This window comes from Dactylosporangium siamense (assembly GCF_016862795.1).
Classification (GTDB): Bacteria; Actinomycetota; Actinomycetes; order Mycobacteriales; family Micromonosporaceae; genus Dactylosporangium; species Dactylosporangium siamense.
The window spans coordinates 35,694-54,360 of the sequence record NZ_BONQ01000139.1 but is presented as its reverse complement, the minus strand read 5'-3'; the positions used below and the strand labels follow the sequence as shown (position 1 = coordinate 54,360).

14 protein-coding genes and 1 pseudogene are annotated in these 18,667 nt (G+C 72.9%); 3 read left to right on the top strand and 12 right to left on the bottom strand.

Features of this window, described 5'->3' with window-relative positions:
* Positions 1-5: 5 nt before the first annotated feature.
* Positions 6-1,829 (bottom strand): WD40 repeat domain-containing protein, encoded by a 1,824-nt coding sequence (locus tag Dsi01nite_RS44305; protein WP_203852456.1) that lies wholly within the window; start codon positions 1,827-1,829, stop codon positions 6-8.
* 56 nt (positions 1,830-1,885) lie between these two features.
* Between Dsi01nite_RS44305 and Dsi01nite_RS44300 the strand changes: the two genes are divergently transcribed.
* Positions 1,886-2,437: a restriction endonuclease gene (locus Dsi01nite_RS44300; RefSeq protein ID WP_203852455.1), complete on the top strand. Its 552-nt coding sequence runs from the start codon at positions 1,886-1,888 to the stop codon at positions 2,435-2,437.
* A 2-nt stretch (positions 2,438-2,439) separates the two neighbouring features.
* Here Dsi01nite_RS44300 and Dsi01nite_RS44295 read toward each other — a convergent pair whose 3' ends face one another.
* Positions 2,440-3,336, bottom strand: coding sequence for a TIGR04222 domain-containing membrane protein (locus Dsi01nite_RS44295; protein ID WP_203852454.1), 897 nt, complete (start codon positions 3,334-3,336; stop codon positions 2,440-2,442).
* 93 nt (positions 3,337-3,429) lie between these two features.
* Complete coding sequence (locus tag Dsi01nite_RS57850; protein ID WP_239136628.1) at positions 3,430-4,875, bottom strand: ricin-type beta-trefoil lectin domain protein; 1,446 nt, start codon at positions 4,873-4,875, stop codon at positions 3,430-3,432.
* A 466-nt stretch (positions 4,876-5,341) separates the two neighbouring features.
* Between Dsi01nite_RS57850 and Dsi01nite_RS44285 the strand changes: the two genes are divergently transcribed.
* On the top strand, positions 5,342-8,323 hold the full coding sequence (locus Dsi01nite_RS44285) for an AfsR/SARP family transcriptional regulator (protein ID WP_203852453.1): 2,982 nt from the start codon (positions 5,342-5,344) through the stop codon (positions 8,321-8,323).
* Positions 8,324-8,333: 10 nt separating this feature from the next.
* Here the strand turns inward: Dsi01nite_RS44285 and Dsi01nite_RS44280 are convergent, their stop codons facing one another.
* Positions 8,334-8,486: a hypothetical protein gene (locus Dsi01nite_RS44280; RefSeq protein ID WP_203852452.1), complete on the bottom strand. Its 153-nt coding sequence runs from the start codon at positions 8,484-8,486 to the stop codon at positions 8,334-8,336.
* Positions 8,487-8,672: 186 nt separating this feature from the next.
* On the opposite strand from Dsi01nite_RS44280, the gene Dsi01nite_RS44275 reads away from it, so the two are divergent.
* The gene (locus Dsi01nite_RS44275) at positions 8,673-10,127 is read left to right on the top strand and encodes an AAA family ATPase (protein ID WP_203852451.1); all 1,455 of its coding nucleotides are present in this window, start codon (positions 8,673-8,675) and stop codon (positions 10,125-10,127) included.
* A 6-nt stretch (positions 10,128-10,133) separates the two neighbouring features.
* Here Dsi01nite_RS44275 and Dsi01nite_RS44270 read toward each other — a convergent pair whose 3' ends face one another.
* The 8 genes and pseudogenes from Dsi01nite_RS44270 to Dsi01nite_RS44235 form a co-directional block, all read right to left on the bottom strand.
* A complete protein-coding gene (locus Dsi01nite_RS44270) occupies positions 10,134-11,144 on the bottom strand; it encodes an asparaginase domain-containing protein (protein ID WP_203852450.1) in 1,011 nt (336 codons plus the stop codon).
* An 8-nt stretch (positions 11,145-11,152) separates the two neighbouring features.
* The gene (locus tag Dsi01nite_RS44265; RefSeq protein WP_203852449.1) at positions 11,153-11,488 is read right to left on the bottom strand and encodes an avidin-fold protein; all 336 of its coding nucleotides are present in this window, start codon (positions 11,486-11,488) and stop codon (positions 11,153-11,155) included.
* Complete coding sequence (locus Dsi01nite_RS44260; RefSeq protein WP_239136627.1) at positions 11,485-12,741, bottom strand: glutamate synthase-related protein; 1,257 nt, start codon at positions 12,739-12,741, stop codon at positions 11,485-11,487. The genes Dsi01nite_RS44265 and Dsi01nite_RS44260 overlap by 4 nt, the downstream gene beginning before the upstream one ends.
* Entirely contained in the window at positions 12,738-13,751 is a 1,014-nt protein-coding gene (locus tag Dsi01nite_RS59025) for an asparagine synthetase A (protein ID WP_203852493.1), read from the bottom strand. Before Dsi01nite_RS59025 ends, Dsi01nite_RS44260 begins: the two co-directional genes overlap by 4 nt.
* 39 nt (positions 13,752-13,790) lie before the next feature.
* A pseudogene (locus tag Dsi01nite_RS59020) lies at positions 13,791-15,044 on the bottom strand (methylaspartate mutase); the annotation flags it as partial.
* Positions 15,045-15,100: 56 nt separating this feature from the next.
* Entirely contained in the window at positions 15,101-15,574 is a 474-nt protein-coding gene (locus tag Dsi01nite_RS44245; RefSeq protein ID WP_203852448.1) for a cobalamin B12-binding domain-containing protein, read from the bottom strand.
* Positions 15,571-16,839 (bottom strand): ATP-grasp domain-containing protein, encoded by a 1,269-nt coding sequence (locus tag Dsi01nite_RS44240; RefSeq protein WP_203852447.1) that lies wholly within the window; start codon positions 16,837-16,839, stop codon positions 15,571-15,573. Before Dsi01nite_RS44240 ends, Dsi01nite_RS44245 begins: the two co-directional genes overlap by 4 nt.
* On the bottom strand, positions 16,836-18,626 hold the full coding sequence (locus Dsi01nite_RS44235; RefSeq protein ID WP_239136625.1) for an ABC transporter substrate-binding protein: 1,791 nt from the start codon (positions 18,624-18,626) through the stop codon (positions 16,836-16,838). The genes Dsi01nite_RS44240 and Dsi01nite_RS44235 overlap by 4 nt, the downstream gene beginning before the upstream one ends.
* Positions 18,627-18,667 lie beyond the last annotated feature (41 nt).

Genomic DNA, 18,667 nt, shown 5'->3' with positions numbered 1-18,667 from the left:
GGCCGCTACCAGCGCGGGCTCAGCCGCAGGACACGGGCCGGCGGGTCGCTCGCCCGGCCGGTCGCCAGCAGCAGCGCACCGTCCGGCCGGGCGAGGAGGTCGACCGGTTGGGGCCAGCCGTCGGCCGCGTGGTCCACGGTGGCCAGTGGCGCGCCCGACTCGGCGTCCCAGACCATGGTCTGCCGTCCGCCGGTCGCGGCGACGGCCACGCGAAGGTCGGGCAGCACGGCCAGGGCGACGCCGTCGGCGTCCCGCCCCGGCGCCGGGAAGGTCCGCACCACCTCACCCGTGTGGCCGTCCCACACCCGCACCACGTCGCCCGCGGCGGCGGCCACCCGCAACGAGCGGTCGGCGAGCGTCGCCACCGCCACGTGCAGCGGCTGCACCCCGGATCCGGCCCGCTCGAACCCGAGCTCGTGCGTCGCGGCGCCGGCTGTCGCGTCCCAGACGTGCACGGTGGACCTGCGCGCGTCGTCGACGCCCGCGACGACGCAGACGTGCCCGTCGGACCGCACGGCCGCGGCCACCGACCACACCAGGTCGACGCTGCGCTCGCCGACCTCGAGGACCGCCCGGGTCTCCTGCGTCCTGACGTCCCAGACGCGCACCGTCGCGTCGTCGCCGCCGGTGATCAGCCACGGCACGTCGCCGGGCGGGCAGGCCCAGGCGACGGCGTTGACCGGTCCGTGGTGCCCGGTGAACTCGGCGACCGGTGCGCCGTCCCGGACGGTCCAGACGCGGGCCACGTGATCCTGCCCGCCGGTGGCCAGCACCACCTCGCCGTCGGCGAGCGCGGTCAACGCGACGGACAGCACCCGGTCGGTGTGCCCGGCGACCGTGCGGATCCGGCGACCGTCACCGGTGCTCCAGACCTGGGCCGCGGCGTCCTCGGCCACGGCGAGCAGGTGCCGCCCGTCGGGCAGAGCGGCCAGCGCCAGGTGATTGGGCGGCGGGTCGGCCGCCTCCCGCCACGCCGCCGGGGTGACGTCGCGGACGTCCACCGCCGCCGGTCCCCAGCCCCTCGGCCGGGCCGTCATGCCGCACACCGGGCGCGGCGGTCCGGCCGCCGGAGGTGTCCGCGGCCAGCTGATCCGCGGCGGCAGCAGGCCCAGGTACTGCAACTCGTCGGTCACGCCGACCACCCCGCACGCGGTGACACTCAGGCCGTGCGGCGGCCTGGACCGGCGGCTGACCGGCACGTCGACGATGTCGCTCGACCGGTACGGCAGCTCCGGGTTGACGTTGGACCACACCTCGTCCTCGTACTCCGCCTCGGCCGGACCGCGCTCGCGGTAGTCGACCACCCGCCAGTCGCAGCCCGACTCGACCGCCGTGGAGACCGCGAACCGCTGCGTGCCGTCGACCGGGTCGCGATACCTGACCAGTTCGATGAACCCCTCGAGCAGCGAGTGCGTCTCGGTGCGCCGCAGCGTGTCGCCCGCGCCCATCGCGGCCAGGTAGGCGTCCCAGCGCTCGTCCTGGCGGTGCCCCCAGGCGGCGTGCAGCGATGCGTCGTCGTAGGTGTCGTACAGGGTCCGCGAACCGTCCGGGCGGCACAGCACCGCGAACGGCCCGGCGTCGACGTCGACCCGCTCCCAGCTGCCGTCGTGCTGTCCCATCAGCCCGCGGACCGCCTGCCAGGCGGCCTCCTTGCCGGCGAAGCGCCGGCCACCGAACGCCTGGTGCCGCACGTACCAGCCGTCGCCGGCCGTGCCGACCTGGATCGCGACCGCCATGCCCAGGGGACCGTGGTCGCGGAGCTTCCACTGCGCGACCGGCTCGTGCGCCTCGTGCTCCAGATCGATCATCGCGCCCCGGTCAACCGCCACCCACGGCATCCTAGCCAGTCGATGCGTGGCCGGCGGTTCCCCGTACCGTGTCCGCTGTGAGCAACGGTTTCGTGGCCGGCGAGGAAGACCATTGGCCGGCGTTCGACGTCACGCCGAAGGCCTACGAGGAGGCGGTCGCGGCGATCGCCACGTCGATGGACCTCGACCTGGTCGGCTGGAACGTCAACCACCTCGATCCGGTCGAGGGGCTGGACGGGACCTACGTCATGGACGTCACGGCCCGCTTCCGGCTGGCCGGCATGGACTTCCTGATCCTGTTCGAGTGCAAGCGCCACAAGGACCCGGTCAAACGGTCCGACGTGCAGGTCCTGCTCGCCAAGCTCCAGTCCACGGGCGCGCAGAAGGGCGTGGTGGTGGCCGCCACCGGCTTCCAGAGCGGCGCCCTCCAGTTCGCCGAGGCCCACGGGATCGCCTGCGTCCGCCTGGTCGACACGGCGTGGACGTACCTCACCCGCCACCCCGCGACGGCCGCTCCACCCGTCCCCACCGGCGGGTACTCCGCCTACGCGATGACCGCCGACGGCGAGGACTCCTACGACTTCACCCCGCTCGACGGCGCCGCCCGGGCGACCCTGATCCCCGGCTGAGCTCAGCTGCTCCCGCAGCTGCCACCGGTGCTGCAGCTGGAGTCGCTGTCGCTCTGGTACCCGCCGTCGCCACCGTAGCCGCCGCCCGAGGTGGCCCGTTGCTGCGGCACGTCCGCGGCGCGGGCGAAGGCCGGGTCGGCGGTCCACAGGGCGGCGGTGCCGAACAGCCCGACGGCGAGCGTGGCCGCGGCCGGACCATTGCCGGCCAGCGAGAGGTTGCGCCGTGGTTCGAGCGCGGTGTACCGGCGGCGCAGGTCGCGGACCAGCCGGTCGCCGCCCCGGTTACGGATCTGCGCCCGGACGGCCACCACGATGCCCGTGACCAGTGCGAGCATCGCACAGACCAGGGTGAGCAGGCTCCGCACGGAGGCGGCTGCGGCCGCGCTGTCGTCGGAGGGCAGGTTCAGCCCGAAGCGCACCGCGCCGAACACCGCCAGGACGAACAACGGCACCGTGGTGAGGCCCATCGCCCGGCGCCGGCCCGGCGACAGCAGCGCACCCTGCCCGCGGAGCCGGTCGCCGGCCCGGTCCAGCGCGGCGCGGACAGCCGGGTGCGCCGGCAGCAGGTTGACCTGGGTGCCGGTCCGGGCCGCGGCATGGACGGCGGCGGCGACCTCACCCGCGCCGCGGGGCAGCGGGCCGCCGGCGTGCATCCGGCCGCCGGCGGCGAGGAGGCTGCCGGTGCTGCTCAGCGCCGCGACGGCCGCGTACACGGCCTGCCACGGGCCGCCGGTCAGGTAGGCGACGTCCTCTGGACCCGGTTCGGGCTCCGCGACCCGGCCACTGCCGCGCAGCAGCGCCCGCAGCAGCAGCGCGGTCAGCCACGCGACCAGCACGGCCGCCGCGTACGCGACCAGTTCCCGCACGCCGCCGAGATTCCGGGGATCCAGACCCGCCATGCGCTGAGGGTAGGTCTGCGGCGCCACCCCACCCGCTGGGTGGCGGAGACCGGCGGCCCGGCAGGTGGTGCACCGGGCCGCCGGATCGCCGGGTCAGGCGGGCAGGGTCACCCGCTGGGCGTTGGAGCCGTTGCAGTCCCAGATCTGCAGCTGGGTGCCGTCGGTGGTGCTGCCGGCGTTGTCGTCCAGGCAGCGGCCGGACTGCGGGTTGCGCAGTGCCTGGCTGGCGGCGACGTAGGTCCACTGCTGCGCGCCGGTGCCGTTGCAGTCCCACAGCTGGAGCTTGGTGCCGTTGGCGGTGCCGCCCGAGGCCACGTCGAGGCACTTGCCGACCGCGCGGATCGAGCCGTCGCCCTGCACCGTCCACTGCTGGGCGGCGCTGCCGTTGCAGGACCAGATCTGGATGCGGGTGCCGTTGGCGGTGCCGGCCGCGTTGACGTCGACGCACTTGCCGACGCCGGTCATGGTCAGCGGCCCGGTCTTCGCACCGCCGCCGCCGTTGCCGCCGTTGATCAGGAACCGGTTGTTGGCGACGTTCCAGTGGGTGGCGAGGTAGGAACCGGCGGGCGGGTTGGTGTTGAAGTAGTCGTTCTTGTTGCAGTCCAGGCGGTTGTCCTGGGCCTGGTCGGCGCAGACGATCCGGACCGAGGTGCCGGGCCCGTCGTTGTAGCACATGATGTCGTAGTCGTCGGTGCAGTGGCCGTAGGCCGTGTGGTTCGGCGACGAGCTCATCACGGCACCCATGGCGTGGGTCAGTTCGTGCGCGGCCGGGCCGGGAGACCAGCAGCCGGAGTCGACCCGGCTGAAGGACGCGCCGGAGTTGTTGGCGTTGTTCTGGCCCGGCTGGTCGTCGAGCGTCACGTACGCGACGCCGCACAGCGCCGTGGCGTCCACGTACATCAGGTACTTGCGGTCGGTGCGGTTGTAGCCGAGTGCCTTGATCGCGTTGACGGAGTTGCCGAAGTCGCTCAGGGCGCTGTTGGCGATCGCCACGTTGGTGACCGCGATGTTGCAGCCGCTGTCGGTGACGAACCGGATGTGCCGGGTGCCGCCGGTCTGCGCGGCGCTGGCGCTGTAGATGTCGTCGACCCCCTGCGTCCAGGTGCGGATCGAGGCGAGGTACTGGTTGTAGCGGTCGGCGTTGCCGGAGCCGCGCACGTACAGCACCTGGACCCGGTTGCCGCTCTGCCCGTCGCCGTCACAGACGACGGCGGCTGCCGCCGTCCCGGCGGCCGCGAGGTTCGCCGGCAGCGGCGCGACGGACTCGGACACGGTCATGCCCGGGAAGGTGGCGTCCGGGCCGTGCGTGCAGGCGCCGGGGATGCTCTTGACCTCCATCATGCCCTTGCAGCGGCCGGTCCCGGCCCGGAAACCGTCGTAGACGAGCCCGCGGGCGGCGTCGTTGGCCGGCATGGCGGTCGAGCCGCCGTCCCGGGCGGCGGTGCCGGCGAGGGAGTTCGGGATGTTGAGCGCGGCGGTGCCCAGCAGGACGGCCGCCCCGATGAGCAGGAACCGTTTCGGTCGGAAGAACGTCTTCAAGGACACTCCCTTGGCGGAAGGAATGCATGGACCCGTATGACATCGTTGCCACACGGACGAACGGACCCAGGATGGGCACATCCGTCGAAATAGACAAGTTTCTTTAGAGAGATTTCATGATCAGCCAACCCGGCGCACGGGTGGCGCGCCGGCGGCAGGGCTCCGGGCTGCTCCCGGCCGGCATCGACCCGGCGGCCGACCACCGCTGACCACCACGGACCGGCCGACGCCAGGTAGCCGATCGACTGATGTCATTACGCAAAGCCATTTGTCGCCCAACAACAAGCACAGGAATGCACGACTCGACGCCAGTAACGCACCAATCACACTCGCACAACCCTCGTCCGGGCCGAATCGAGTGTCCTTTGCCTGATAGACAGCTGGCGATTGGGGGGCGACCGTTACATCAACGTTCCCCAATTCCTGTGAGGGCGCCGTCACCGTGGAGATACGGTATCGTTCCCCGGTGGTGGGGCTGCCGGAGCGCGCGCGGATCGACTTCAGGGTGCTCGGACCACTGGAGGTCACCGGCCGCGACGGGCCGGTCCGGGTCCCGCCCGGCCGGCAGGAAGTGGTCCTCGCCGCGCTGCTGATGGAGATCAACCGGGTCGTCGGCAGCAGCCATCTGGTGGACCTGATCTGGGACGAGGAGCCGCCGGACACCGCACGGACCCAGGTCCAGATCTGCGTGTCACGGCTGCGCCGGAATCTGGCCGACGCCGGGATCCAGGCGTCGATCGCGACCAAGTCCCCCGGCTACCTGATGCGCGCCACCGACGACGCGATCGACCTGCACGTGTTCAACCGTCTGGTCGCGGAGGCGCGGGTGCTCGCCGGCAACGGCGCCAGGGCGGAGGCGGCGGAGCGGCTCCGGTCCGCGGTCGCGCTGTGGCGTGGCCCGTTCCTCACCGGCATCCCCAGCGACGCGCTGCGGGCCAGGGCGCTGCGGATCGACGAGGACCGCCTCAACGCCATCGAGACCTACCTCGACCTGGAGCTCGAACTCGGCCGGCACCACCAGCTGGTGGGTGAGGTCGGCCGGCTGGTCCACGAGCATCCGTTGCGGGAGCGGCTGCGCGGCCAGCTCATGCTGGCGCTGTACCGCTCCGGTCGCCAGGCCGAGGCGCTCGAGGTGTACCGCACCGGCCGGGACCTGCTCATCGAGGAGCTGGGCCTGACCCCGGGTGACGAGCTGCGCAGCCTGGAGGCCGCCATCCTGGGCGGGGACGCCGCGCTGCACGAGCTGCCCGGTCAGGGCCCGATCGAGCCCGCCGCGCCGGTCGTGCCGAGCCCGCCGCCGGTGGAACAGCCGCACCAGCTGCCGGCCGACACCGCCGACTTCGTGGGCCGGGGCGACCTCATCCACGCCGCCGAGGAGATCCTCACCGGCGCGGACGCGTGGCGGGCCATGGGTGTCGTGGTGATCGTCGGGATGCCCGGTGTCGGCAAGAGCACCCTGGCCAGGCACATCGCGCATCGGCTCGGCCGGGAGCATTTCCCGACCGGCCAGCTCTACTGCGACCTGGGCGGCACCCGGGCCGTGCCGGTCGAGACGGTGGAGGTGCTCGGCCGGTTCCTGCGGGCGCTGGGCATTCCCGGTCCGATGATCCCGGACACGCTCGACGAGCGCGCGGAGATGTACCGCAACCTGCTGTCCCAGCGGCGGGTCCTGGTGGTGCTCGACGACGCCGCGTCGGAGCAGCAGATCATCCCGCTCCTCCCCGGCAGCGCGAGCTGCGCGGTGCTGGTGACCAGCCGCGTCCGGCTGACCGCGCTGCCCGGCGCGCACCAGCTGGAGCTGGACATCCTCGACACCGCGCAGGCCCTCGAACTGCTCGGGCGGGTGATCGGCGCCGGGCGGGTGGCCAAGGAGTCGCAGGCCGCGGTCGCGCTGGTGCGCACCGTCGGCGGGCTGCCCCTGGCCCTGCGGATCATCGCGGCCCGGCTGGCCGCCCGGCCGCACTGGTCCCTGGCGTCGATGGTGCACCGGCTGGCCAACGAGCGGCACCGCCTCGACGAGCTCGCGCACGGCGAGATGACGATCCGGGCCAGCCTGTCGCTGACCCACGACGGGCTGGACCGGTCCGCGCGGGCGCTGCTGCGGCTGCTCAGCCTCGCGGAGGGGCCGAGCATGCCCGGCTGGCTGGCCGGCGCGGCCGTCGACGACCACCGGCCGTTCCCCTCCGACCTGCTCGAGCCGCTCGTCGACGTGCAGATGCTCGAAGCCGTCGCGGTCGAGCCGACCGGCGAGTTCCGATACCGGTTCCACGAGATCATCCGGGTGTTCGCCCGTGAGCAGCTCGTGGCGCTCGACGACGCGATGGTGCGGGTGGCCGCCCGCGAACGGATGCTCGGCGGCTGGCTCGCCATCGCCGAGCAGGCCCACCGCAGGATCTACGGCGGCGACTTCACGGTGCTGCACGGCAGCGCGCCGCGATGGCAGCCCCCGCCGGGATACGTGGAGCAGGTCCTCGCCGATCCGCTCGAGTGGATGGACAGCGAGCACGTCAACCTCTGCACCGCCGTCGAGCAGGCCGCCGCGGAGCAGCTCCACGAACTGTGCTGGGACCTGGCCGCGACGCTGGTGACCCTGTTCGAGGCGCGCGGCTATCACGAGCAGTGGGAGAAGAGCCACCGGCAGGCCCTCGAGGCGACCGACCGGGCCGGCAACCTCCGCGGCACCGCGGTGCTGCTCGGCTCGGTCGGCACCCTGCACATCAGCCGCGGCCAGCCGGACCGGGCCCGGGCCGTCCTGGCCCGGGCACAGGCGCTGTTCCAGCAGCTCGACGACCGGCACGGGCTGGCCATGTGCCACCGGGACCTGGGCCTGCTCGACCGGCAGCGCGGCGCCGACGACGCCGCCCTGGACAGCTACCAGCAGGCGCTGCGGGGCTTCGACCTGGTCGGCGACGTCGTGGGCCGGGCGTCCGTGCTGACCCAGCGGGCGCACATCCGGATGCGCCGCGGCGACAGCGCGATCGCCCACGCGGAGCTGGAGGAGGCGCTCGACATCTACCGCTCGGCGGGCTACGTCGGCGGTCAGGCGCAGGCGCTGCGGCGGATGGCCCAGGTCCTGGCCGAGCGCGGCGAGAGCGCGCAGGCGGAGCAGATCCTGACCGACGTGCTGGCCATGGTCCGGCGCAGCGGCGACGTCATCGGCGAGGGTCACCTGCTGCGCAACCTCGGCCAGGTGAACACCGAGCTGGGACGCTTCACGCAGGCCCGGGAGATGTACGTGCGGGGCCTCACGGTCCGTGAGCAGGTCCTGGACCACGGCGGCGCGGCGCTCATCCGGCTCGACCTCGCCCGGTTGATGGACCGGATCGGTGAACCCGCCGCGGCCGCCGAACTGCTGGAACGCGCGATCGCGACGTTCCAGGACCGCAGTATGGAACCCGAGCGCGGCCAGGCCGAGCGGCTGCTGGCAACGCTCACCGCTCGGCGCTGACGCACCGGGATCAGTCCCAGGGGTTGTTGTTGGTGCTGGGGCCGCCGGCCGCGAAGGCGCCGCCGGACGTGGAGGTGCCGGTGTCCGCGACGCCCGCCCCGATCGCCAGAACGGCGGCGACGGTGACGGCGAAAATGATTCTGGCGACTGTGAAAGCACGCATGGCGGGCCATTCCTTCGTTCGTTCCGGCTGGTGACGACAACGTAGGAAGGGCGGTAATCGCGGGACTATCGCCGCTGTTATCGCGCCGCTATCGGCGGCGCTATCACGGCCGGTTGGCGCGGTGATGCCGGGCCGATACCTCGTGCGGGCAGAACTGAGCACGCTGCCTCACAAGGGAGAAATGCGATGGGTAGGCCGGAACGACCGTTGGACAGCGTGCAGGACCCGATCGGCGAGTTCGCCTCCGACCTGCGCGCGCTGCGCGGCCGGGCGGGCAACCCGAGCTACCGGCGGCTCGCGCGGTCGGCGATGTTCGCGCCGTCGGTGCTCTCCAGCGCCGCCAGCGGGCACCGGCTGCCGTCGCTGCCGGTGACCCTCGCCTTCGTGGCCGCCTGCGGGGGCGAGCCGGCGGTCTGGGAGCGGCGGTGGCGCGACCTCGCGGTGGCGCAGGGCACCCCGCCGCCGCCGGAGAAGCAGGACGCCCCGCCGCGTGCACCGTCCACGGTGGACCGGACTGTGAGCGCACCGGCGGCGACCCGGCCGGCGCAGCTGCCGATGGGCTCGAGCACCTTCGTCGGCCGCGATCAGGCCCTGGTCGACGCGGCCACCCACGCGGGTCCGGCGCTGATGATCAGCGGGCCGATCGGGGCCGGTAAGACCGCGTTCGCGCTCCGGCTCGCCGACGAGCTGTCCGCCGCGCTGCCGGACGGGCAGCTCTACGCCGACCTCAGCGCCGCCACGTCGTCGGCGGCCGGTGTCGTGCAGGGGTTCCTGCACGCGCTGGGCGTGCCCCCCGCGCACGCGCCCGACGACGCGACCTCGATCGGCCTGTTCCGCACGATGCTGGCGCAGCGGCGGCTGTTCGTGCTGCTGGACAACGCCACCGACGAACGGCAGGTGCGGCCGTTGCTCGGCCGGTCCACCTCCAGCCTGATCGTGGTGACCGGCCGGGCCCGGCTGCTCGGGTTGGACGGCGTGCACCGCATCGACCTGGGCGCGTTCACCCGGCCCGAGTCCCTGACCCTGATCGGCCGGCTCGCCGGGGAGCAGCGGATCCAGGCCGAGCTCGACGCCGCCGACGCGCTCGCCGAGCTCTGCGGCGACCTGCCCCTGGCCGTCAGCGTCGTCGGCCGCAGGATCGCCGCCCGGCCGGAATGGACGGTGGCCGGACTGGCCGGGGCGCTCGCCGACGCCGAACGGGTCATGGCGAGCCTCAGCGTCGGCGACGTCAAGGTGCGCGACATCTTCGCCGCCGCCTACCGCCGTCTCGCGCCCGTCGCCCGGCAGGCCCTGCACGAGCTCGTCGCCGCCGGCACCACCGCGGACGCGCTTGCCGCCAGCATGGGCACCGGTGTCGACGCGGCCGACGAGCTCCTCGAGTCACTGGTGGACAGCGGGCTGCTCACCAGGGCCGACAGCACCGGCCGGTACGGCATGTCGGCCCTGGTCCGCGCGTTCGCCATGAGCACGCCGCACGCCGCCCCGGCACCGGTGCCGGTGCCGGTACCGGTACCGACGGCGGAGCAACCCGGGGCAGACACGATCGTGACCCGGCGGATGAACCTCGGCCGCGCCAACCTGCCGCCGCGCGTGCGGGCCAACGCGCTGTCGTTCGCGGCGCGGGGCGACGTGCTCGCGTAGCGGCGCTCAGCCGGTGACCTCACCCGCGACCGGCGTCGACATGATCGCGGCGACCGAGACGGGATCCCTGGTCTGCCCGAGCGCCCACATGCATTTCACGATGGCCGTCTCCGGGATCATTCCCGGCAGGTACCGGCCGCCGGCCTCGCGCAGCGCGACGAACGAGTCGTAGACGCTGAGGTCCTCCGCCGCCGGTGCGGACGCGGTCAGGAACACGTTCACCCCGCCGTCCCGGCACTTCCGGATGAACTCCGGCAGCGCGAAGCTCGGCCCGGTCACCGCCGCGTACAGCTCGATGACGACGGCCCGCTGCCCGCCGGTCTCCAGCGCGTGCCGCATCGCGTCGAAGTCGAGCCCCGGATACAGCCGGAAGGACAGCACCCCGGGATCCAGGTCGCCGCGCGGGTCGGCGCCGGAAGGTCCGGGCCGCCAGCGGTCGATCCAGGTGAGCGCGCCGTCGTGGATCCTCGCGACCGGACCCCGGTTGACCGACTCGAACGACTGCCCGCAGATGCGGACCTTCCGCACCTGGGTGCCCAGGTGGACCAGGCCGGGCAGGTCCTCGCCGCCGGCGAACACGACGTACGCGCCCCGCGGCAGCTCCAGCAGCGCGACCAGGGCGTCGTGGATGTTCTTGCGCGCGTCGGAGTGCTCCTGGTCCGGCGACACGTTGGAGCCGGTGATGACGACCGTGACGTCGAGGTCGGCGAGCAGGAACGACAGCGCCGCGGCGGTGAAGGACATCGTGTCGGTGCCGTGCAGGACGAGCACCCGGCGCAGGCCCGCGGCCACGTGCGCGCGCACCGCGCCGGCGATCCTGCGCCAGTCGTCGGGCCGCATGTCCTCCGACGCGAGCGCGAGCGTCGACAGCGTCGCGAACTCGATGTCGTGTCCCGCGGGGACGGCCGAACGGAGCAGGCCGGGGCCGGGCGAGTCGGCGGCCACGCTGACCACCGTCTCGCCGGCCCGGGTGGTCCGCCGGGCCCCCACGGTGCCGCCGGTCAGCACGAGACCCACCCTGGTCATCATGGGACTTCCACTATGACGGAGAACCCCCGGTCGGCGTGCGAGCCGTAGCGTTCCCATTCCTCGTTGAGCTGGATCCGGCCGTCCGGCAGGAACTCCGGGGTGTTGACGCTGCGCCCCGAGATCACCGCGCCGTCGGCCAGGACCATCGTGTAGGCGAACTCGACCACGCCGTCCCCGCGGCACAGCCCGGTCAGCGAGCCCCGGCGGATCTCGCCACCGCCGAACTCCGCCCACACCAGGTCGTCCTTCTGCCGGTAGACCGCCGAGGACGCGGGCAGCGAGGGGTCGGCGTGCACCGCGCGAAACGTCCGGCCGTCATAGTTGATCGTCATCGGGACTCCTCTTTGCCGGGAAACCACAGGTCGTCCTCGGTCACTTCATGGATGTCGTACTTGCCGAGCGCGCTGAGCAGCAGCCGCAGCTCCAGCTCCAGGCAGCGCACCAGCCGCACCAGCCCGTCGGCGGCGTCCTCGTCCACGGCGATCAGGGCCGCCCGTCCGAGCCCGACCGCCGACGCCCCCATCGCCAGGCACTTCAGCGCCCGGCTGCCCTCCCAGACGCGGCCGGAGACCAGCAGGGACGCGTCGTGCTTGCCGACCCGGCGCAGGCATTCGGCCAGCGGCAGGCCGACCTGCTCCAGGAACACCGACGGCGCCCATCCGGTGCCGCCCTCGGCGCCGTCGACCGTGACCGCGTCCGCCCCGGCGGCCCAGGCCACCTCGGCGGCGTGCCCGACGTCGCGACCCGGGTGCAGCTTCACCCACACCCGCGCCCGCGGATAGTTGTTGCGCATCAGGTGCACCTGCTGGCGCAGGATCTCCTCGGTGAACGTGCCGGGGCTGCTGCACCGCAGCACCATGCCGGTGTCCCGGCCGAACGCCTCGTCCATGGCGTACTGCTCGGACACGGCGGCGGCGGCCCCACGGGACATCACCGTCATCCCGCCGAGCCCGGGTTTGGCGCCCTGCCCGACCTTCAGCTCGAACGCGAGCCGGCCGCTGTCGAGCAGCCGGGTCGCGAACGGGTCGCTGTAGACGAGGTTCCACACCTCGGCATCGGCGTCCTCGGTGCTCTGCTGGACCACGACGCCGCCGAGCCCGTCGGGCACCGCGTCGGCGTACGCCCGGATCCGGCCCAGCAGGCCACCGTCCGGCGGCGGATCGTCTGCGGTGCGGCCGTAACCGTGCATCGGCACCACGTTCTCGCCGATGACCATCGGGATGCCGAGCCGGCCGGCCTGCTCGCTCGCGTCGACCCCCAGGCCGCGGCCGGCGACCTGGGTGGAGCCGAACGCGCACAGGAAGACCGGCAGCGGCGCCTGGAAACCGCCGATCTCGCAGCCGAGGACGGCGTCGCCGGGCAGCGGCTCGCGGCCGAGGTCGAACATCCGCTCCAGCCGCCGCGGCATGAACACCGGCGGCACGATCCGCGCCAGGTCGAGCTCGTCGCCGGACGGCGGGCCCGGGGTCGCGCCGAACAGCGAGTGCCCGTATTCGGTGAGGTCGGGGAAGGCGGCCGCGGTGGCGTCGCGGGCCCGCGCCCGGATCGCCGCCTCCGGCAGTTGCGGCGCCCGGATCCCGCTCACGGCGACACGATCCCGGGCAGCTTGGGGAAGGCGTTGGCCTGCCAGGCCGCGTCCAGACCGGCCAGGTAGCGGGTGACCCGCTCCAGGCCGAGACCGAAGCCGGCGCTGGGGCGCAGGCCCTCCCGGGCCAGGTCCAGGTACCACGTGTACTTGGCCGGGTTCTCGCCGGTCTCGCGCATGCGTTCGATGAGCCGGCGGTACTCGTACGTGCGCTCGCCGCCGCTGCACAGCTCGCCGAACCCGTCCGGGGCGATGAGGTCGAAGTTGCGCAGCACGCCCGGCTCGGTGCTCGACTCGCCGTCGGTGAACCCGCGGGAGCCCTTCGGGTAGCCGACGATGAAGAACGGCCGGTCGGTCTGCTCGGAGATGAGCCGCTCGCCCTCCCAGTCGATCTCGGAGTCGGTGCTCTGCAGGTGTTGCAGGCGGCGCAGGTGCGCGACCGCGTCCGGGTGGCTGATCCGCTCGAACTCCTCGCGCAGCAGCGCCTCGAACACGTCCGGGTCGCGGCCGAGCGCGGCCAGGTCGGCCTTGCTCTCCCGCAGCACGTGCCGGACGATGTGCCGTAGCAGGCCCTGCAGCAGGTCCAGGATGTCTTCCCGGCTCGCGTCGGCGACCTCGACGTCGATCTGGGTGAACTCGGCCAGGTGCCGGCCGGTGCCCGCGGTCTCGAGCGGTTCGAGCCGGACGTTCGGCGCGACATAGAAGATCTTGTCGAAGGCGAGCAGCGACGCCTGCTTGTACAGGATGACGCTGGTCATCAGCTTGTACCGGTGCCCGTAGAAGTCGACGTCGATCTGCTTGGCGCCGCGCACGCCGGGGTCGGTCACCGGGCCGATGATGGGCGGCATCATCTCCTGGAAGCCCAGCGTGCTCAGGTATTCACGGCTGCCGGCGAGGACGGAGTTCTGGATGCGCAGCGCCGCCTGGGTCACCGGTGAGGTCAGGTGGGCGCGGGTGCCGGGCGGCCGTTGCCCGGCCGAGATCCTGCTGTCCAGCGGGGTGATGGTCATGCGGCTCTCCCAAGTTCCGGTCGAATTGACGGAGTGCTGTGCGTCGTAGGTCCGCTGCACGTGCTGCAGCGCGTCGAGCAGCCCGGCGGACGTCATCGGTTCGGTGGCCGGCACCGCGACGAGACCCCCGAGCGGCATCGCGCCGATGCGCTGCCACTGCAGGCGACCGTCGTGGTCCAGGTAGCCGCGGGCCCGGCCGGCGTTGTCCGGGTGCAGGCAGAACGGCACGTCGAGGTGGCCGCGGGCGAACGCGACCGTCAGCGCCCGGCCGAGGTCGTCGTCGAGCGCGAGCACGTTGTCGATGAGGGCCCGCGCCTGCGCGTGGACGCCGGTGTCCATGGGCGGGTCGCCGAGGTCGGCGTGCCGGGCCGCGACCGCGGCGTGTTCCAGGGCCGCGACGTTCTCGGCGACGGTCGGAATCCGGTGCGCCTCGGCCGAGGTCTTGACGATCAGCCGGCTGGCGCCGGTGCGCACCGCCAGCCGGGCCGACGCGGCGAGCAGGCCCCGCGCGCCGCCCGGGGTCCGCGGGTACACCCCCATGTAGGTGTAGATCACGACGTGGCTGCGCACGTCCGGCACGTACCGGCGGATGAGCCGCCGCAACGCCGCGACGGCCTCCTCGTCCTGGCCCGGATGCGTCTGCTGGGCGTAGCTGAAGGAGATGCAGCGCAGCCCGTGCTGCCGGAAGAACATGCCCTCCAGCACGCTCAACGCGACGAGCAGCGCCGGCGGGCACAGCTGGCCCATCATGCAGCCGCCGAAGGTCTCCAGGTGCGGTTCGCTGCCGTGCTCCCGGGCCGCCGCGAGCAGCTCGCAGCTCTGCCGCCAGTGCTCCACGGCGGTGACCAGCGGCATCCGGCTGTAGGGCAGGCAGTAGGACACCGGCCCGCCCTCGGTGGCGTGCAACCCCTGCCGCAGCAGGGTCCGCACGATCCGCCGGGGGTCGGCGGAGCCGTGCCGCACCTGCACCGGGAACGCCGGGGTCAGCACGTCGGCCAGCATCCGTGCGGTGGCCACCGGGTCGGCGTCGACGAGGGGATAGCCGTTGAGGTCCGCGCCGGCCGCCAGGGCCCGGGTCACCGCGTCGTGGTCACCGACCCTCGTGTAGCTGTCGAGGGTGATGGTGCCGACGGTGGCCGCCCGGGCGTCACGGGTGGCGAGCAGCCCCTGGCGCATGCGGGCCGGGTCGGCGAACCCCATCCTCGGCTGGACGACCAGCCGGCCGGCGGCCCGGTGCGCCGCCACCACCTCGCCGAAGGACGGCACCCGCGGCAGCGTCGTTGCTGCCGGCAGGGTGGTCGTCCCGGTGAGTGACAGCGCACCGGACCGAGCTTCTGTGACGTCGGCGGTCATCTGGCGCCCACCGAGGCCGCCGCCGGTCGCCCGGCGAGGGTCCGCACGAACGACCGAAAGGGGTGCAGCCCACCGGTGTCCTCGAACACGGCGTCGAAGCCGGCGGCCAGCAGCCGGTCGCCGTTGTGGCCGTCGCCGCCGCCCGCCACGTCGAGCTTGCCGCCGATCACCACCGGCGTCGCCGCCAGGGCGGGGCAGGCCCGCATGGCGGCGATCAGCCGGACGCCGTCCTGGCAGCCGTGGCCGTTGAGGCTGCCGATCACCACCAGGTCCGGCCGGCTGTCGGCGCACTCGCGCACGATCACCTCGTCCGGCGTGCACCCGCCGAGGTTGGTCACCCCGCAGCCGAGCTCCTCGAGCAGCAGCTGCAGGTAGACCAGGTTCCAGGTGTGCGCGTCGGAGGACAGGCCGGTGACGACGACGTCGAGGCGGGTCCGAGCGACGAGCGTCCCGGCAGATTGGGTCGTCACGGCGCCACTGTCTCCAGCTCCGGGACCAGCACGTCGATCTCGATCAGCGCGGCGGCGCGGTCCGCGAGGCGGAGCGCCTCCTGCGGGGTGTCGCCGGTGACCATCACGTCGCCGACCCGGTCCCACGAGCTGCGCAGCCCACCGAACCGCTCCCCCGCCTGGACGGTGACGTCGCAGAGGAACACGCCGTCGGCCTCGGCGGCCCGGTCGACGCCGCGCACGTCGCGGACGACGCCGGTGCCGATCGTCAGGAACCGCACGGCCGCCGCACGCCGCGCCGCGCGGGGCAGCACGACCGGGATCGGCACGCCCTTCATCACCGCGTAGTACGCGCGCACCAGGTCCACCGGGTAGGCGCGTTCGATCAGCTCGATGATGCCGTCGCCGGCGAACCGGCCGGCGCACTCGACCAGGTTGGGCACGCCGTCGCTGACGATCCACTCGCAGTGCACGATGCCGTCCCGGAAGCCGACCGCGTCGACGATCCGGCGGGTCTGCTCGCGCAGCAGCGCCATCAGCTCCGGTGTCGTGTCGGCGGGGACGACGTGGGACTCCTCGGCCGGGATCGGCCCGGGCACCAGGCGGGCGCGGGTGACGTTGGTGAACAGGTCCTCGCCGGCCCGCACCAGCATCTCGACGCTGAACTGCTCCCCCAGCACGCATTCCTCGGCGAGCATCCGCAGCTCCATCGGGCGGTCCGGCACGAACACGCCCTCGTCCTGGACCACGCAGGCGTCCCACGCCTCCGGCACCTCGGCCGGGTCGTGGATCAGCCAGGCACCCACGGACGCCTGCCGGTTGGCCGGTTTCAGCACGATCGGGCCGCCGACCGACCGCATGAACGCGAGCACCTCGTGCGGGCCGTCCACCCGGACACTGCGCGGGTTGGTGACCCCGGCCGCCCGGCTGACATTGCGCAGCAGCGCCTTGTCCCGCAGCAGCGACGCGGCGGCGAACCCGGCGCCCGGCAGGCCGTAGCGCTCGGCGAGCCGGGCCGCGAACGGCGTCGCGTACTCGGTCAGCGGGATGACCGCCTCCGGGTCCAGGTCGCGGTAGGTGTGATAGAACTCGTCGGCCTTGCCGGGCAGGTGGAACTCCCACTCGACGAGCTCCCGGACGGTCGGGCACCCGGCGACCTTGGTCCGGACGTCGCGCTTGCGCACGACGTCGGGCTCCTCCACGAAGATCACCGACTGGTCGGGCTGGATGTTCGGCAGGGTGGGCAGCGCGGCACCCACGAAGCCCACGAGAATGACCGGCCTCATGATCCCTCCTCCTCCGCGTAGTACCAGTTCTCCGGGTTGATCAGGCCGTACGGGTTGACCGGCGTGAAGCCGCGCAGGTTCGCGGCGACCTCGAACAGCCGGCGCGGGAAGTTCGGCGTGTACAGCACCGGCGCCTGCTCGCTGATGTACTCCTGGTACTCGTACAGCGCCTGCGGGTCGTCGGTGGTCACCGTGCGGGCGATGAGCTCGTCGGCGCGCGCGTCGCGGTAGTTGCTGAAGTTGCAGGCCGCGCCGCTCTGGAAGAGGTTCTCGCCGGTCGGGTGGTTGTAGACCCAGCCGCCGTTCCAGCAGGACAGCTCCCAGGTGCGCGGGTTCTCCGGCGTCGGCGCGCCCGGACCGTCCTGGGCCACGAGGACCGACGCGTAGATCTCCGACAGCCGCAGCTCGATGCCGGCCTTGCCGGCGTCGGCGCGGAACTGCTCCATCAGGCGGGTCAGCGCGGGGCGGCCCTCGATGTAGCGCAGCGACAGGCTCAGCCGCGTGCCCGCCGGGATGCCCTCGCCGGCCTCGCCGGGGCCGGTGCCGGGCCGCACGCACACGGCCGGCGAGACGCTGGCGTCCCAGCCGTTGGCCTCCAGCAGCTCCCGCGCCCGGTCCGGGTCGAAGGGCCAGATCGCCTTGCCGTTGCGCAGCCGCGGCGAGATCAGGTCGCTGTCCGGCAGGCTCGGGACGGGGCCGTCCTGGCGCCAGCCGTAGCCCTGGTAGATCTCCCGCGAGCCGTAGTCCTGGTCGAGGCAGCTCTGCAGCGCCTGGCGGATGTACGGCTGGTGGATGAGCTTGCCGGCGATGTTCGGGTTGTAGAAGTTCAGGGCCATGAAGTGCAGGCTGAACAGCACCTGCGGGACGAGGTCGTACCGGTCGCCGAGGGGGTTGGGGCCGCCCACGGTCGGGTCGCCGCTGGGCTGCTTGCCGAGGCCCATCGGCAGGTAGCCGATCTGGATCGAGTCGCCCTGCTGCAGCAGCTCGTACTCCTGCTCGTCGGTCTCGATCGGCAGCTGCCGGAACTCCGCCAGCCGGGCCGGGTTCGGGCCGCTGTAGTGCTCGTTCGGCACGAACGTGACGGCGCCCTCCGCGGTGAACTCCGTCAGCTTCCAGGGGCCGTTGACGACGCTCCAGATCGGGCTCTGCGGCCACAGCATGCGATGGGCGTTGCTCTCCGCGGTCGGGCTGCCGTTGTGCGCCAGGAGGTAGTCGAAGACCGCCTCGACCTGCTCGATGTCGTGGCTGGCGTCGGCCGGGCCGTCGGCGGTCCGGTCCCAGGCCTTCGGCATCGGCGTGATCATCGTCAGCTGGTTCATCAGGACCCAGTACTGCGAGTACACCTGGTCGAAGGTGAAGCTCACCGTCTGCTCGTCGACCTTGGCGTAGGAGACCAGGTTGTCCGGGAAGAGGCCTTCGACGTAGGCGCCGAACCTCGGCCCCTTGCGGGCGAGCATGTTCACCCAGAAGATCACGTTGTCGGCGCAGACGGTCTCGCCGTTGGACCATTTCCAGGGCTTGATCCGGACCGTGGCGGTGAGGCCGTCCTCGCTCCACTCCGGTTCGTCGGCGAGGCTCAGGTCGAAGTCGATCTCCAGTTTGCCGTCCCGGCCGATCCAGTACAGCGGGCGGTACATGAGCATCTGGAACTCGTAGGTGCTGCGCATGCCGTACCGCTCGGGCGGCGTGAACGGGAAGATGACCGCCGGTGGGAACCCGGGAAGGCAGGCCCACGTGGCGACGCCGTCCTGTGCCGAGCGGGCCGCGGATGTCAACTGCTGGTCCATCATGACCTCTCTCGTGGATGCGGTGATCCGGCTGGTCGGGC

Excerpts from the sequence above, each read along its gene's own strand:
- Dsi01nite_RS44295 (WP_203852454.1), bottom strand. The coding sequence starts at position 3,336 with ATGGCGGGTCTGGATCCCCGGAATCTCGGCGGCGTGCGGGAACTGGTC.
- Dsi01nite_RS44280 (WP_203852452.1), bottom strand. The coding sequence starts at position 8,486 with ATGCGTGCTTTCACAGTCGCCAGAATCATTTTCGCCGTCACCGTCGCC.
- Dsi01nite_RS44275 (WP_203852451.1), top strand. The coding sequence starts at position 8,673 with ATGGGTAGGCCGGAACGACCGTTGGACAGCGTGCAGGACCCGATCGGC.
- Dsi01nite_RS44265 (WP_203852449.1), bottom strand. The coding sequence starts at position 11,488 with ATGACGATCAACTATGACGGCCGGACGTTTCGCGCGGTGCACGCCGAC.
- Dsi01nite_RS59025 (WP_203852493.1), bottom strand. The coding sequence starts at position 13,751 with ATGACCATCACCCCGCTGGACAGCAGGATCTCGGCCGGGCAACGGCCG.
- Dsi01nite_RS44240 (WP_203852447.1), bottom strand. The coding sequence starts at position 16,839 with ATGAGGCCGGTCATTCTCGTGGGCTTCGTGGGTGCCGCGCTGCCCACC.
- Dsi01nite_RS44235 (WP_239136625.1), bottom strand. The coding sequence starts at position 18,626 with ATGGACCAGCAGTTGACATCCGCGGCCCGCTCGGCACAGGACGGCGTC.